Genomic DNA, 13,464 nt, shown 5'->3' with positions numbered 1-13,464 from the left:
GGAGGAAATTGCACATGTACACCATATATGGCGCGCTCGGATCACCCTATTCGATGAAATTGCGCGCGGTGATGCGCTACCGCCGGATCACCCATATCTGGCAACATGGCATGACTGCACAGGCCGCCGCACTCGCAAATGTCAAGGCGCCTGTCATTCCGGTGGTGGAATATCCTGACGGAAGTTTTCACAATGACTCCACACCGGTGGTGCTTGATCTCGAAGACAAGCACACCGGCCGCCACATTGTTCCCCCTCGGTCAGGTCCCGCGTTTCTCGCCCATTTGATCGAGGATTTTGCCGACGAATGGCTGACCAAGGCGATGTTCGGATATCGCTGGCTGGCCGAAGTCGATCAGATTCAGATGAGCCGATGGCTCGCCTTCGATGCGGCCAAGGGCGGCGGCCGTGACCAAAGCGAGAGCTTTGCCGAACAATTTCGCGCGCGGCAGGTGGGCCGAATGGCAATTGTCGGATGTACCGAAGAAAATTTTCCGCTGATCGAAAAATCGACCCGCGCCATTTTGCAGGCGCTGGAAGAGCATGTCGTCAACCGCCACTTCCTGTTTGGCTCGCGACCATCGCTGGCCGAGTTTGCGATTTATGGCCAGCTGTCCCAGCTCGGGGTCGATCCCACACCGCAGGCCATGATGCGCGCCGATTATCCCTACAGTTTCCGGTGGCTGGCCCATATTGATGACCTGTCCGGCATTGATGGTCAGTGGGACAACCCTGATCAACCACTTGCTCCGGTCATTTCCGTGATTCTCGGCCAGATTGGCAGGATCTACGCCCCATTCCTCCTCGCCAACGCTGCCGCCCTGGCGGCTGGGAAAGACAGTTTTGCGTTCGAAGCGGGCGGGCTGCCCTATTCCCAGGGCACTTTCAAATATCAGGCCAGGTGCCTGGCGGAACTGCGCCACCGATATGAGGGACTGGATGCGGAGGCGCGGCAGTTTGTGGACCCGGTTCTGGCGGCACATGACTGCCTCGCATTTCTGCAGCCCAGCTAGGCGAAAAAGGACTTTTGGCGGGCCACGGCGCAGCAAATCGCACGGCACCTAGCGCAATAGTGAGGGGATTCTGCCCCCCGTTGGCTTTAGACTTTTGCCCCCGATCATAAAACGGAGGCGGACATGGATCTCGGCATCAGGGGACGAAAAGCATTGGTGAACGGCGGCAGCGCCGGCATGGGTCGCAGTTCTGCGCTGGCTCTGGCCCGCGAAGGGGCAGAGCTGTTCATTTCCGCCCGCGGTGCGGAACGGCTCGAAGCCACATGCCACTCAATCGCCCAGGAAACCGGGGCGAATGTGCATCCGATCGTGGCTGATCACAGCAGCGACGAAGGACGGGACAAGATTTTGAGTGTCTGCCCCGATCCCGATATTCTGGTGGCGACCTGCGCACCCCCACCATTTACGGAAGATTTTCGCGATGTGCCGCGAGAAGAAATGGAAACAGCATTGCGCGTCGCGCTGCTCAGCCCGATCGACTATATCAAGGCCGTGATCGATCCGATGGTCGAGCGCAAATGGGGCCGCATCGTGAACATCAGCACCGGTGCGGCCAAATATCCCGCTGCGATGCGGGTACTGTCCGGCCCACCCCGGGCAGCCCTGGCCAATTACTGCCATGCCATCGCGAAAGATGTGGCCAAATACAATGTCACCATCAACTCGGTTTTGCCCGGGATGCACCACACACCGGGAATCGAGGAAGCCTTCGCTCCGCGCGCCGCTGCCGAAGGGCGCAGCTATGACGAAGAAGTAGCCGCCTTTGTCAAAGCCATCCGCATCCCCGCTGGACGTTTTGGCGAAGCAGATGATCTCGGTGCCCTCGTCGCCATGTTCTGTAGCGACATGGCCAGCTATGTGACGGGCCAGTCCCTGGTTGTCGACGGCGGAATCGGGACCTCGACATTCTGAGTGTGGGCGAGAATCTGGCGGTTGAATTTCGATCGGGCGCATGACCTTCGCCACCGCGAAGGCACCGTACCAGTCATTGTTGTCGAAAAAACTGGAGCGGGCGAAGAGATTCGAACTCTCGACCCCAACCTTGGCAAGGTTGTGCTCTACCCCTGAGCTACGCCCGCTCGGCGGCTGTGACATGGGTATCGTCATCAGCAGGTGAGGCGCGCGGTTAGCATGGGATATACACCCCCGCAAGCCCCATTTTCATATCTCTGGCATCTAAAAGTAAAAATAAGCTTGGCTTTGCCGCACCCATCCCCACATAAAGTCCCGAGACAAGGGCAAACAGGGTCCGATTCCCCTTTTCGGGCAGATTATCGGACCGGTGTTTACAGGAGCAGAAATTGGCAACAGCAGGACTAACCGTAGACGAACAGAAGGCGGTTGAAGAATTCCAGCAAAGCGTGGTCGCGCCCAGCATGGACAAGCTGGTCATTCTGGATTTCTGGGCAGAATGGTGCGGTCCATGCAAAGCCCTGACGCCAATACTCGAGAAGGTTGCCGCAGCCTATGCCGACAAGGGCGTGATGCTGGCCAAAATCAACGTCGATGAAAACCGGTTCATTGCCTCGCAATTCCAGGTCCAGTCGATTCCGACCGTCTATGCCATTTTCCAGGGCAAACCGGTGGCGGATCTGACCAGCGCGCGGACCGAGAGCCAGTTGTCGGGAGCGCTCGACCAGTTGCTCGAAAAACTTCCCGTCGGTCAGGGCGGTGAACAGCCGGAACAGGATATCGCGCCCTTGCTCGCCATGGGCGAAGAAGTTCTGGGCGAAGGCGATGCGGAACGCGCGGCGGGCATTTTTGCGCAAATTGCCGACATGGCGCCCGACAATGTCGAGGCCGTCGGCGGTCTGATCCGGGCAATGGTTGCGGCTGGACATCATGACAAGGCCGACGAAATGATGGCCCAGCTGCCCGAGGAACTGGCAAATGATCCGGCGATCGAGCGGGCGCGATCGACCCTGCAGCTCGCAAGAGACAAGCCCGATGACAGCGAGTTTGAGAGTCTGAAAGCTGCGGTCGAAGCAGATCCTGCCAATCATCAGGCCCGACTTGACCTGGCCAGCGCGCAGATTGCATCGGGCGATAATGACGGCGCAGCCGACAATCTGCTCGCAATCATCGCTGCAGACAAGGAGTGGAACGACGGGGCAGCCCGGGAAAAACTGCTGTCCCTGTTTGAAATGATCGGGCTGGAGGACGAGTGGGTCGCCAATACCCGGCGCAAGCTGTCCGCGGTCCTGTTCGGATAGACATGTCAGAAGGCAAACGCATATCGATCTTCCCGCTGGCCGGAGCTTTGCTGTTTCCGGGCATGCATCTGCCGCTGCACATCTTTGAGGAACGCTACAAGGCGCTGATCAACGATGCGATGGCGCGTGATCGCCAGATCGGCATGATCCAGCCGAAGACAGCGGGAGACGTGCCGGAGCTGTTCAGTGTCGGTTGCCTTGGCAAGATTATCGATATCGAAGCGATGGATGATGGCCGCTTCAACGTGGTTCTTGAAGGTGTCGCCCGGTTCCGGGTGCTCGAAGAGCTGGATGCAACCACCGCCTTTCGTCAGGTCCGTGCCGAGATCGAGGACAATCTGGAAGCCGATGAGGTCCTGGCGAGCGCTGAACGTGCTGCGCTGGAGATTGAGTCCCGGAAATTTGCGGACTTGCAAGGTTATCAGGTCGACTGGGACTCGATTGGCCGACTCGACGACAATTCCTTCGTCAACGGCATTGCCCAGATCGCGCCGTTTGACGCGGCTTCAAAACAGGCCTTGCTGGAAGTTGACGGATTGTCGAACCGGTCCGAACTGATCATTCAGTTGCTCCAGTTTTTTGGACGTCAGGACGGCGACGAAGGTCGAGTCACACTGCAGTGACTGATACGAGTTCGACTGTAGATCCCCGGCTTATCGAGATCCTGGTCTGTCCGGTTTCCCGCACCAGACTGGAATATGACGAAAGCGCGCAGGAACTGATTTCCAAAGCTGCGGGCGTGGCCTATCCCGTGCGGGATGGTGTGCCGGTCATGCTGATCGAAGAAGCGCGAAAACTCTAGAAACTGCCCTTCAGACCATCGACGACGAACTGGACGGCAAGCGCGCCAAGCAGGACGCCCAGCACGCGGGTGATTACCTGTTCCACCTTGTGGCCGAGTATGCGCATCAGCGGTCCTGCCAGCAACAATCCGACCAGGGTCAAAAGCAGGACACTACCCATCGCTGCCACGATTACGAGGCTTCGATCCAGACCCTCATTCTGCGACATCAGCAGCATCAGAGCGGCAATCGAACCCGGGCCGGCAATCATCGGCATGGCCATCGGGAAAATCGACACATCCTCGATTTCCGGCTGGTCCATGATATCCTGCGCCCGCCCCTCGCGGCGCTGCGTGCGCTTTTCGAATACCATTTCCAGCGCGATGATGAACAACATGATACCGCCAGCAATCCGGAATGCATCAAGGCTGATCCCGAGGGCACCCAGAAGCTGTTCGCCAAAAGCGGCAAATATCGCGAGTATGATGGATGCGACGACAATCGCCCGAAATGCCATGATCCGGCGATCGCGCGGTGGCGCATCGCCGGTCAGGCTGGCGTAGATCGGCGCGCAGCCCGGCGGGTCAATCACCACGAAAAAGGTGATGAAGGCGGAAACGAAAAGCTCAATCATGGCTGCGGAACACCGAAATCTTCATCAACGACCGGGCGATAGGCCTCGCCGTTCCAGAGAAGCACGGTTAGCCCCCGCTTGCCATCGGCTGCCTGCGTGGCGGACCACTGAAACGTCTTGTCCAATGATTGACCACCAATTTTCTTGCCGTTTTCGGGCGCGGGGATGTTTGGCGGGACCGGGCCGCCCTTGCAGGACGCCACCTCGGTTTCGACAAAATCCGGTTCGGGAAGCGGAGTGTCGACGGGAACCCCATGATCAAACACCCATTTCCATTCCTCCTCCTGGCCGCGCAAACGCCGTTCGCGTGCATCCTGCTTTTCCCAGATGGTCACAAAAGAGCCGGTGCTGCCATTGGCCGCCTGCCACGCACCGGTGACAACACCCATGATGCCATCGCAGGACATGTGAATCTTGTGCGGTTGCCAGTCCACCGCCTGCGCCGGATCGGCCTTGCCTTTCAGCCAGACCTGCGCACTGGACAAGTTCGGCACGAACATGACCGCATCGGCCGTCGCGGTTTCGCGAAACGCCGTCCACTGGCCTTCTTCCCTTGCAAGCCGTGCAAAGGCGAGCTCGGCCTTCACCAGCGCACTGGGATTGGCCACGGGTTTGCCCGCGGCCCGAAAAAAGCGTTCCCGTTCGGAGGAAGAGCCCCCGCTGGCGCAACCGGCCAGCAGCAATGACATGGCAAAAGCAGCGGCCAGTTTTTTCATCAGCCTAAATTCCTTCAGGTTCTGCCAGACCCGCTCTTCGTGAAGCCGCGACCAGCGTATTGCGCAGAAGGACCGCAATCGTCATCGGTCCGACACCACCGGGCACCGGGGTGATCGCCCGTACATGCCCCATGGCTTCGGATGTTGCAACATCACCGACCAGCCGGCCGCGTTCCTTGCCCGGTTCGGGCGCCAGCCGGTTTATCCCGACATCGATGACAACGGCACCCTCTTTCAGCCAGTCGCCTTTGACAATTTCGGCTCTACCGACCGCAGCAACGACGATATCCGCACCCCGCACAACATTCGGCAAATCGCGCGTGCGGCTATGGGCCATGGTGACCGTGCAGTTTTCGGCCAGCAGCAGCTGGGCCATCGGTTTTCCGACCAGAATCGAACGTCCAACCACAACCGCATTCAGGCCAGACAGATCGCCCAGCTGATCCTTGAGCAACATCAGGCTGCCCAGTGGAGTACACGGTGTGAGGGCTTCCTCCCCATTGGCCAGCCGGCCGGCATTGATGACATGCAGGCCATCCACATCCTTGTCTGGATCAATCGCCATCACGACGGCTTTTTCATCGAGGTCACCGGGCAAAGGCAGTTGCACCAGGATGCCATCGACGCTGTCGTCTTCATTGAGCGAGCGGACCAGCGCGATCAGCTCCTCCTGCGACGTATCTGCAGGAAGCCTGTGTTCAAAACTTTCCATTCCCGCCGCGACGGTCGCCTTGTGCTTCGAGGCGACATAAACCTGACTGGCAGGGTCCTCGCCCACCAGCACGACGGCAAGGCCTGGCGTCCTGCCCGTCTGCTCATGGAATTTCGGAACAGCCTGCCGGATGCGTTCGCGCAGTTCCGCTGCGAAGGCTTTCCCGTCTATCAGCTGTGCGCCGGTGGCCACTCCCCCTTCGCTCATCTTCAGGTCAGCAGCGCCATGGCGATCGGCGGCAGGATAGCATCCTGCAAAATGATGATACCGATAATGACAACCATGGGTGTGAGGTCAATCGATCCAAAATCCGGCATGATCTTGCGGATCGGATTATATATGGGTGCGGTCAGCGCATCCAGCGTCGTCCAGATCGCGCGGGCAATGTCATTTTGCAGATTGATAACGTTGAACGCCAGCAACCAGCTCATGATCGCCTGCACGATAATGACGGTGAGCGCCACCTGCAGCAAGATACCGATAATCTGAAAAATCGCGAAACCCATGAAACATGACCTTTTTTGTCTGTATGACGGCCCATAACCAGCCAGACCGTCGCTGCCAAGAAAATGATGGCAGCTATTTAGTGTACCATAGATATAATACAGCCGGATGTTTTCTGCAAGCTTGCCCTGTTCAGGCCTTGATCAGCGTTCCCGCGCCCTTGCTGGTGAATATTTCCAGCAGCATGGCATGCGGGACCCGGCCATCCAGCACAACGGCTGCATCCACCTTGTTCCGAACCGCGTTCACGCAGGTTTCCAGCTTCGGGATCATGCCGCCGGAGATGGTGCCATCGTCAGACAAACTGGCAATCGCATCGGGATCGAGGTCGGTCAAAAGCGAGCCGTCTTTCCCCAGCACACCTGCGACATCGGTCAGCAGGAACAGCCGTGATGCCCGCAGGGCAGAAGCAACTGCACCTGCCATCGTGTCCGCGTTGATATTATAGGTATGGCCATCTTCGCCCACGCCGATTGGTGCAATGACCGGGATCATCCCGGCGGTCGAGATCGTATCAATCACGCTGCGATCAATGTCTCTCGGTTCTCCGACAAAGCCGAGATCAATGATGCGTTCGATATTGCTGTCCGGATCGCGAGCAGTGCGCCGCATTTTCACAGCCTTGACGAATCCCCCGTCTTTTCCGGAAATCCCGATAGCGCTGCCACCGGCCTGTTCAATCCAGCTGACCAGTTCCTTGTTGATCGCACCGGACAGCACCATTTCCGCGATTTCTGCGGTCTCCTTGGTTGTGACACGCAAACCGTCCACAAATTTTGACTCCACGCCAACGCGTTCGAGCATCGCTCCGATTTGCGGACCACCGCCATGAACCACCACCGGATTGATACCGACCGCCTTCAGCAGCACGACATCTTCGGCAAAATTTCGGGCCAGCGCCGGGTCTCCCATGGCATGGCCGCCATATTTCACCACAAAGGTCTTGCCGGCATAGCGCTGCAAATAGGGCAAAGCCTCAGTGAGCGTTTCGGCTTTGGCCAGCATCGCCGGATCCGGTGCGTGATTTTCAGGTTGCTCGGTCATGACTGCCTTTCAGTCCAGCCGGACCGGAAATGCAACAGAAATGTGCAATTGCCGGCGGCGATCATCACTCTCCGGACTCGAGCAGGGCTTTCAGCGCATAGAGCTGTTCGAGGGCATCCCGCGGACTCAGCGCGTCGATATCGAGCTGTTCCAGCTGCTCGCGGAGAGCATCGGACGGTTCCTCGCCGTCTTCCAGGCTGGCCGCAAACAGCGGCAGGTCACCCAGCCCGGCAGCCAGCCCCCCGGTTTCCGCTTTTCCGGCTTCCAGCTTGTCCAGAACCGACTTGGCACGTTTGAGAACCGGTTTCGGTATTCCGGCCAGTTTGGCGACGGCCAGACCATAGCTGCGGTCTGCCGGGCCTTTTGCCAGTTCATGCAGCAAGACCAGATCTCCCTTCCATTCCCGCGCCCGGACGTGATGCAGCGACAGCGCATCCAGCCGATCCGCCAGACGGGTCAGCTCATGATAATGGGTGGCGAACAGACATCGGCACTGATTGGTTTCATGTACCGCTTCCACCACTGCCCAGGCCAGTGCCAGCCCGTCATAAGTGGACGTCCCGCGCCCGACTTCGTCCAGAATGACAAAGCTTTTCTCGGTTGCCTGCGACAATATCGTCGCGGTTTCGACCATCTCGACCATGAAGGTGGAGCGCCCCTGGGCCAGATTGTCGGAAGCCCCCACCCGGCTGAACAGGCGATCGACAAGGCTGAGCCGGGCCGACGCGGCCGGAACGAAGCTGCCGGCCTGTGCCAAAATGACGATCAGTGCGTTTTGCCGCAGAAAGGTTGATTTACCGCCCATATTGGGGCCAGACACCAGCCACAGGCGTTCCGCATGACTGAGCGCGCAGTCATTGGCGACAAATGGATCGCCCGTTAGCGACAGCGCTTGCTCCACTACCGGATGGCGGCCGCCCGTGATTTCCAGCAAGTTGCCGTCACAGAAAGACGGACGGCACCATTGCCCTTCCGCTGCCCGTTCCGCCAGAGCCGCCCCCACATCGATCCGGGCCAGTGCCTCCGCGCTCGCCCGGATGGCATCCTTGCGTTCGAGAACCCGATCGATCAGCTGCGCAAAATGCTCTGCCTCGGCGGCCAGGGCATGTGCGCCCGCCTGGGTCACACGCAAGGCTTCCTCGTGCAGTTCGGTGGAATTGAAGCGCACCGCGCCGGCCAGCGTCTGACGATGGGTGAAGCCCGAATTCTCGGTCATCAAGGCGTCACCATGCCGTGCCGGTACTTCCACAAAATAGCCGAGCACGGCATTATGCTTGATCTTCAGCGTGTTGATACCGGTTGCCTCGCGGTACCGGCTTTCAAGCGCTGCAATCGCCTGACGGCCGTCAGACCCGGCGTTACGCAAATCATCCAGCGCGGGATCAAATCCCTGTGCAATGTAACCACCGCTGGAAGATTCGGTAGGCGGGGTTTCCACCAGAGCGCGCTCCAGCAGGTCCACCATCTCGCCATGTCCGTCAAGCGACGGGAGCAGCGCGTCCAGCATTTCGGGCAGCGCCAGATCGCGGGCCAGTTGCTCGCGCATGATCCGGGCGCCGGCAAGACCGTCGCGGATTTGCCCCAGGTCCCGGGGACTCCCGCGTCCACTCGACAACCGCCCCAGAGCCCGGCTGATATCCGGCAGGCTTTTCAGTGCACTCCGGACCGCCTCCCGTATCGCCGGACCGTCATGAAACCACTGCACCAGGCCCAGTCGCGTGTTGATCGGACTTTCGTCAAAAAGGGGAGCTGCAAGATCGCGGGCGAGCAATCGGGCGCCGCCGGGCGTGACCGTGCGGTCAATCGTTTCGAGCAGGCTGCCCTTGCGCTCGCCGGCAAGCGTCCGTTCGATCTCGAGGCTGGCGCGAGTCGCACTGTCGATCAGCAAATATTCGCCCGGATGACGCTGGACTGGCGGTTGGAGAAAGGGCGTATCATCCTGTGCTGCATGTTCAACATAGCGGACCAGGCCACCTGCAGCCGCCAGCTCGCATCGGGAAAAATCGCCAAATCCGTCCAGTGTGGAAACACCATAAAGTGTTTTCAGCCGCTTCTCGGCGCGCTGGCTGTCAAAATCCTCTCTGGGCCATTCCGTGGACTTGTCGAGCTTTCCCGCCAGATCCGGAGAGCAAATAATTTCGGATGGTGCAATCCTGGAAATCTCGGCATGCAAAGCGTTTTCGGGAATCATCTGCAGTTCGAACGCACCCGTCGAGATATCCGCAGCCGCCAGTCCGATTTGTCCCTGCACTTCGGCAACCGCGACCAGCATGTTGTCAGAACGGGCGTCAAGCAGCGTATCTTCTGTCAGTGTCCCGGCAGTGACGAAGCGGATAATGTCGCGGGCCACCAGCGCCTTGTACCCGCCCCGCTCTTTCGCTTCGGCCGGGGTTTCGGTCTGCTCCGCAATCGCCACCTTGAACCCGGCGCGGATCAGTTTGGCGAGATAGCTTTCCGCGGCATGGACCGGAACACCGCACATAGGAACCGATTCTCCGGCATTTTTCCCGCGGCTCGTCAGGGCAATGTCCAGCGCCGCAGAAGCCAGTTTCGCATCTTCGAAGAACAGTTCGAAAAAGTCGCCCATGCGATAAAAAAGCAAGCAGTCCTGCGCCTTTTCCTTGAGCGCGAAATATTGCTTCATCATCGGAGTCTGTTTGGGGTCAGCAGTATTTTTTGCCGCGGCCTTTTTGGGCTTCGGTTTTGGGGCCGGTGGTTTCTGCTGAGTCTGTGTCGACATGTGACTGCGATAGCCGAGTGTGCGGGCCGGGAAAAGGCCCCGACTGCCATTATTGCATGGCATTATTCCGATTCAGCAACGCGGCAAGTCTTGCCCTCTCCCCTGCATCCAGAGTAGGGCAGTGAAAGGGAAGCGCAGGATATCCGCGCCCAAAGCGGGGCGCGATTCAGGGGAGACAGATTTTGGCCGACAAGAATGAAAGCAATGTGGAATTTTCCGAGCGCGAAGCCCTGCTTTTCCACTCCCATGGACGCCCCGGCAAAATCGAGATTGTTGCATCCAAACCAATGGCCACGCAACGCGACCTGAGTCTGGCCTATTCACCCGGTGTTGCCGTACCGGTTCGGGCTATCGCCGACGATCCATCCACAGCTTATGACTATACCGCAAAGGGCAACCTGGTTGCGGTTATCTCCAATGGCTCTGCCATTCTTGGCCTCGGCAATCTCGGCGCGCTGGCATCGAAGCCGGTGATGGAAGGAAAAGCTGTACTTTTCAAACGCTTCGCCGATGTCGACTCGATCGACCTGGAACTCAACACCGAAGACACGGATGCCTTCATCAATGCGGTCGAACTGATGGAACCGAGCTTTGGCGGCATCAATCTGGAAGATATCGGGGCACCAGCCTGCTTCATCATTGAGCAGACCCTGCGCGACCGGATGAATATTCCGGTATTCCATGATGACCAGCATGGGACCGCGATCATTGCCGCCGCCGGTATCATCAATGCCTGCCTGCTGACCAATCGCAAGGTCGAGGACATCAAGGTGGTGGTCAATGGTGCAGGCGCCGCCGCCATTGCTTGCGCTTCGCTAATCAAGGCGATGGGTGTTCCGCACGAGAATCTGACCATGTGTGACCGCAGCGGCGTCATCTATCGTGGCCGCGACAATGTCGACCAGTGGAAATCGGCCCACGCCATCGACACTGATGCGCGAGATCTGACCGAAGCACTGAAGGGTGCGGATGCCTTTCTCGGACTCTCCGCGGCCGGCGCGCTCAAACCGGACATGGTCCGGGACATGGCGGACAAGCCGATCATTTTTGCCATGGCCAATCCCGATCCCGAAATCACACCGCCGGATGCCAAGGCCGCCCGCCCCGACGCGATTGTCGCTACCGGCAGGTCGGACTATCCCAACCAGGTCAACAATGTTCTCGGCTTCCCCTTCATATTCCGCGGCGCACTGGATGTCCGGGCCACAAGGATCAATGACGAAATGAAAGTGGCTGCCGCCCGCGCAATTGCCGAACTGGCCCGCGAACAGGTCCCGGAAGAAGTCGCTGCGGCCTATGGCGGTGAGGCACCGACATTTGGTGTCGACTATATCATCCCGGCGCCCTTTGATCCGCGTTTGATGGAGGTGGTTTCCGCAGCGGTTGCCAAGGCGGCCATGGACAGTGGTGTGGCCCAGAAACCGATTGAAGATCTCGACGCCTATCGTGTCGACCTGAAGAGCCGTCTCAATCCGACAACCTCCGTGCTGACCCAGGCCTATGATGCGTGTCGCCAGTCACCCAAGCGCGTCATTTTTGCCGAAGCCGAAGAGGATGTGGTGCTGCGTGCCGCGATTCAGTTCCAGGACGGCGGCTATGGCACACCGGTTCTGGTCGGTCGTGACGACCGGGTGCGTCAGAAACTGCAGGAGCTGGGTGTCGGGGATGCCGACCGGTTCGAAATTCACAATTCACGCAACAGCCCGCTGGTTCCGGACATGGTCAATATGCTGCATCAGCGGCTGGGACGGCGCGGTCACATGGAACGCGACATCAAGCGAATGGTGAACCAGGACCGGAATATATTCGGCTCCGCGCTGCTTGCCATGGATCAGGGCGAAGCGATGATTACCGGGGTCACCCGGCCTTATGCCCAGACGTTCAAGGACATTGCCAAGGTCATTGATGTCGAGAAAGGCCGAACGGCATTCGGGATCCACGTGATGGTCGGGCAAAGCCACACGGTGTTCATGGCGGATACCACGGTCAACGAACGCCCGTCATCCGAAGAGCTGGCCGACATTGCCGAACAGACTGCAGCAGTGGCCCGGAAAATGGGCCACGAACCGCGCGTCGCATTTTTGAGTTATTCCACCTTCGGCAATCCGGAGGGCCGCTGGCTCGAAAATATCCGGGACGCGGTTGCCATTCTCGACGAGCGACGGGTCAGTTTCGAATATGAAGGTGAAATGGCACCCGATGTCGCACTGAACCCGAAACTGATGGGCAATTATCCGTTCTGCCGCCTGTCCAGCCCGGCCAACGTCCTGGTCATGCCCGGTCTGCAATCGGCCAATCTGTCTGCCAAGCTGCTGCGCGAAATGGGCGGCGATGCGGTTATCGGTCCGATGCTTGTCGGCCTCGACAAGTCGGTTCAGATCGCGACCATGGCATCGGCGGCATCCGAACTGGTCACACTGGCCGTGCTGGCCGCGAGCGGCATCGCAAAATAGATGAATTGAACTTAGGCCAGCCTTCCGGCGAGCAATGATTACGGACGGGTTCGGTCGTTGCTCTGACCGGTTGCTCCCGGTGCGCCCACAGCACCAATATTGCCAAACAGCTCCTGGAAAAAGGACCGCTCACGTCCGAGCGTCGGAGTTGTGTCTCCATCAGGCGTAATATTGACAGCCAGTTCCAGACCTGTCCGGTCAACGGATGTGACATTGCCGGCTTCATCAAACTGCACACGCATCACCAGCTGATCCTTGGGCCGTGGCGAGTTGAACGCATATTGCCGGGTATCGCGGGACACATAATACCAGACGCGATCTTCAAACTGGCCAGCGAACGTCGGGCGACCCAGTGTTGCCTCCACCGATTGGCGATTGTCGACACCCGGCTGAATCGCCGAGGTCAGTACCGGATCAACGATATAGCCCTGATGCCCGCGCACCTGCGAGCAGCCGGCAAGCGCCAGGCTTCCGGCAACAAGTCCGACCAGCGTCAGGCGGGCTTTCAAAGTTCCGGCAGTTTGGCTATTCATCAGTCATATTCTCCAGCAGAGACAAATTGCATTTCCGGGCATACGGATCAATTTCCCAAAAGCCCATTGCATCTCGCACGACAAATATCAATATGCCCTGTACACAGACTTAACACGATC

13 protein-coding genes and 1 tRNA gene are annotated in these 13,464 nt (G+C 58.9%); 6 read left to right on the top strand and 8 right to left on the bottom strand.

All coding sequences use genetic code 11. The features are described from left to right. Positions 1 to 14 precede the first annotated feature (14 nt). Complete coding sequence (locus BUQ90_RS09420; RefSeq protein WP_074204732.1) at positions 15 to 1,013, top strand: glutathione S-transferase N-terminal domain-containing protein; 999 nt, start codon at positions 15 to 17, stop codon at positions 1,011 to 1,013. 123 nt (positions 1,014 to 1,136) lie between these two features. Next, positions 1,137 to 1,925, top strand: a complete 789-nt coding sequence (locus BUQ90_RS09415) for an SDR family oxidoreductase (RefSeq protein ID WP_074204731.1) — start codon at positions 1,137 to 1,139, stop codon at positions 1,923 to 1,925. Between the two features lie 92 nt (positions 1,926 to 2,017). On the opposite strand, the gene BUQ90_RS09410 is transcribed toward BUQ90_RS09415, so the two are convergent. Continuing rightward, a tRNA-Gly gene (locus tag BUQ90_RS09410) sits at positions 2,018 to 2,092 on the bottom strand. 222 nt (positions 2,093 to 2,314) lie between these two features. Between BUQ90_RS09410 and BUQ90_RS09405 the strand changes: the two genes are divergently transcribed. From BUQ90_RS09405 to BUQ90_RS09395, 3 genes are read left to right on the top strand one after another with little or no spacing between them, the layout of a single operon-like run. Then, on the top strand, positions 2,315 to 3,226 hold the full coding sequence (locus BUQ90_RS09405; RefSeq protein ID WP_074204730.1) for a tetratricopeptide repeat protein: 912 nt from the start codon (positions 2,315 to 2,317) through the stop codon (positions 3,224 to 3,226). Positions 3,227 to 3,228: 2 nt separating this feature from the next. Further along, positions 3,229 to 3,849 carry an LON peptidase substrate-binding domain-containing protein gene (locus BUQ90_RS09400; RefSeq protein ID WP_074204729.1) on the top strand — a complete coding sequence of 207 codons (621 nt, stop codon included), beginning with the start codon at positions 3,229 to 3,231 and terminating at the stop codon, positions 3,847 to 3,849. Beyond that, positions 3,846 to 4,028 (top strand): Trm112 family protein, encoded by a 183-nt coding sequence (locus BUQ90_RS09395; protein ID WP_074204728.1) that lies wholly within the window; start codon positions 3,846 to 3,848, stop codon positions 4,026 to 4,028. Before BUQ90_RS09400 ends, BUQ90_RS09395 begins: the two co-directional genes overlap by 4 nt. Here the strand turns inward: BUQ90_RS09395 and BUQ90_RS09390 are convergent. From BUQ90_RS09390 to mutS, 6 genes are all read right to left on the bottom strand, one after another. Then, complete coding sequence (locus BUQ90_RS09390) at positions 4,025 to 4,642, bottom strand: MarC family protein (RefSeq protein WP_074204727.1); 618 nt, start codon at positions 4,640 to 4,642, stop codon at positions 4,025 to 4,027. The genes BUQ90_RS09395 and BUQ90_RS09390 overlap by 4 nt on opposite strands. Further along, positions 4,639 to 5,358, bottom strand: coding sequence for an META domain-containing protein (locus BUQ90_RS09385; protein WP_074204726.1), 720 nt, complete (start codon positions 5,356 to 5,358; stop codon positions 4,639 to 4,641). Before BUQ90_RS09385 ends, BUQ90_RS09390 begins: the two co-directional genes overlap by 4 nt. Positions 5,359 to 5,362: 4 nt before the next feature. Then, entirely contained in the window at positions 5,363 to 6,277 is a 915-nt protein-coding gene (gene folD, locus BUQ90_RS09380) for a bifunctional methylenetetrahydrofolate dehydrogenase/methenyltetrahydrofolate cyclohydrolase FolD (protein WP_074204725.1), read from the bottom strand. Positions 6,278 to 6,279: 2 nt separating this feature from the next. After that, positions 6,280 to 6,576 (bottom strand): YggT family protein, encoded by a 297-nt coding sequence (locus BUQ90_RS09375; protein WP_074204724.1) that lies wholly within the window; start codon positions 6,574 to 6,576, stop codon positions 6,280 to 6,282. A gap of 130 nt (positions 6,577 to 6,706) precedes the next feature. Next, on the bottom strand, positions 6,707 to 7,618 hold the full coding sequence (argB, locus tag BUQ90_RS09370; RefSeq protein ID WP_074204723.1) for an acetylglutamate kinase: 912 nt from the start codon (positions 7,616 to 7,618) through the stop codon (positions 6,707 to 6,709). Positions 7,619 to 7,682: 64 nt separating this feature from the next. Next, positions 7,683 to 10,265, bottom strand: a complete 2,583-nt coding sequence (gene mutS, locus BUQ90_RS09365) for a DNA mismatch repair protein MutS (protein WP_074205015.1) — start codon at positions 10,263 to 10,265, stop codon at positions 7,683 to 7,685. A gap of 275 nt (positions 10,266 to 10,540) precedes the next feature. On the opposite strand from mutS, the gene BUQ90_RS09360 reads away from it, so the two are divergent. After that, entirely contained in the window at positions 10,541 to 12,811 is a 2,271-nt protein-coding gene (locus BUQ90_RS09360; protein ID WP_074204722.1) for an NADP-dependent malic enzyme, read from the top strand. A gap of 38 nt (positions 12,812 to 12,849) precedes the next feature. Here BUQ90_RS09360 and BUQ90_RS09355 read toward each other — a convergent pair whose 3' ends face one another. Further along, positions 12,850 to 13,344 (bottom strand): outer membrane protein assembly factor BamE, encoded by a 495-nt coding sequence (locus BUQ90_RS09355; protein ID WP_074204721.1) that lies wholly within the window; start codon positions 13,342 to 13,344, stop codon positions 12,850 to 12,852. Positions 13,345 to 13,464: the final 120 nt, after the last annotated feature.

The organism is Parasphingorhabdus marina DSM 22363 (assembly GCF_900128895.1).
In the GTDB taxonomy this organism is placed as follows: Bacteria; Pseudomonadota; Alphaproteobacteria; order Sphingomonadales; family Sphingomonadaceae; genus Parasphingorhabdus; species Parasphingorhabdus marina.
Note: the sequence above shows the minus strand (reverse complement) of the source record. Positions and strands in the feature narration are given on the sequence as shown.

Bases quoted from the DNA above. Each gene is read 5' to 3' on its own strand.
- BUQ90_RS09385 (WP_074204726.1), bottom strand. From the start codon at position 5,358: ATGAAAAAACTGGCCGCTGCTTTTGCCATGTCATTGCTGCTGGCCGGT.
- BUQ90_RS09400 (WP_074204729.1), top strand. From the start codon at position 3,229: ATGTCAGAAGGCAAACGCATATCGATCTTCCCGCTGGCCGGAGCTTTG.
- folD (WP_074204725.1), bottom strand. From the start codon at position 6,277: ATGAGCGAAGGGGGAGTGGCCACCGGCGCACAGCTGATAGACGGGAAA.
- BUQ90_RS09390 (WP_074204727.1), bottom strand. From the start codon at position 4,642: ATGATTGAGCTTTTCGTTTCCGCCTTCATCACCTTTTTCGTGGTGATT.
- BUQ90_RS09415 (WP_074204731.1), top strand. From the start codon at position 1,137: ATGGATCTCGGCATCAGGGGACGAAAAGCATTGGTGAACGGCGGCAGC.
- BUQ90_RS09420 (WP_074204732.1), top strand. From the start codon at position 15: ATGTACACCATATATGGCGCGCTCGGATCACCCTATTCGATGAAATTG.
- BUQ90_RS09355 (WP_074204721.1), bottom strand. From the start codon at position 13,344: ATGAATAGCCAAACTGCCGGAACTTTGAAAGCCCGCCTGACGCTGGTC.
- BUQ90_RS09375 (WP_074204724.1), bottom strand. From the start codon at position 6,576: ATGGGTTTCGCGATTTTTCAGATTATCGGTATCTTGCTGCAGGTGGCG.
- mutS (WP_074205015.1), bottom strand. From the start codon at position 10,265: ATGATGAAGCAATATTTCGCGCTCAAGGAAAAGGCGCAGGACTGCTTG.
- argB (WP_074204723.1), bottom strand. From the start codon at position 7,618: ATGACCGAGCAACCTGAAAATCACGCACCGGATCCGGCGATGCTGGCC.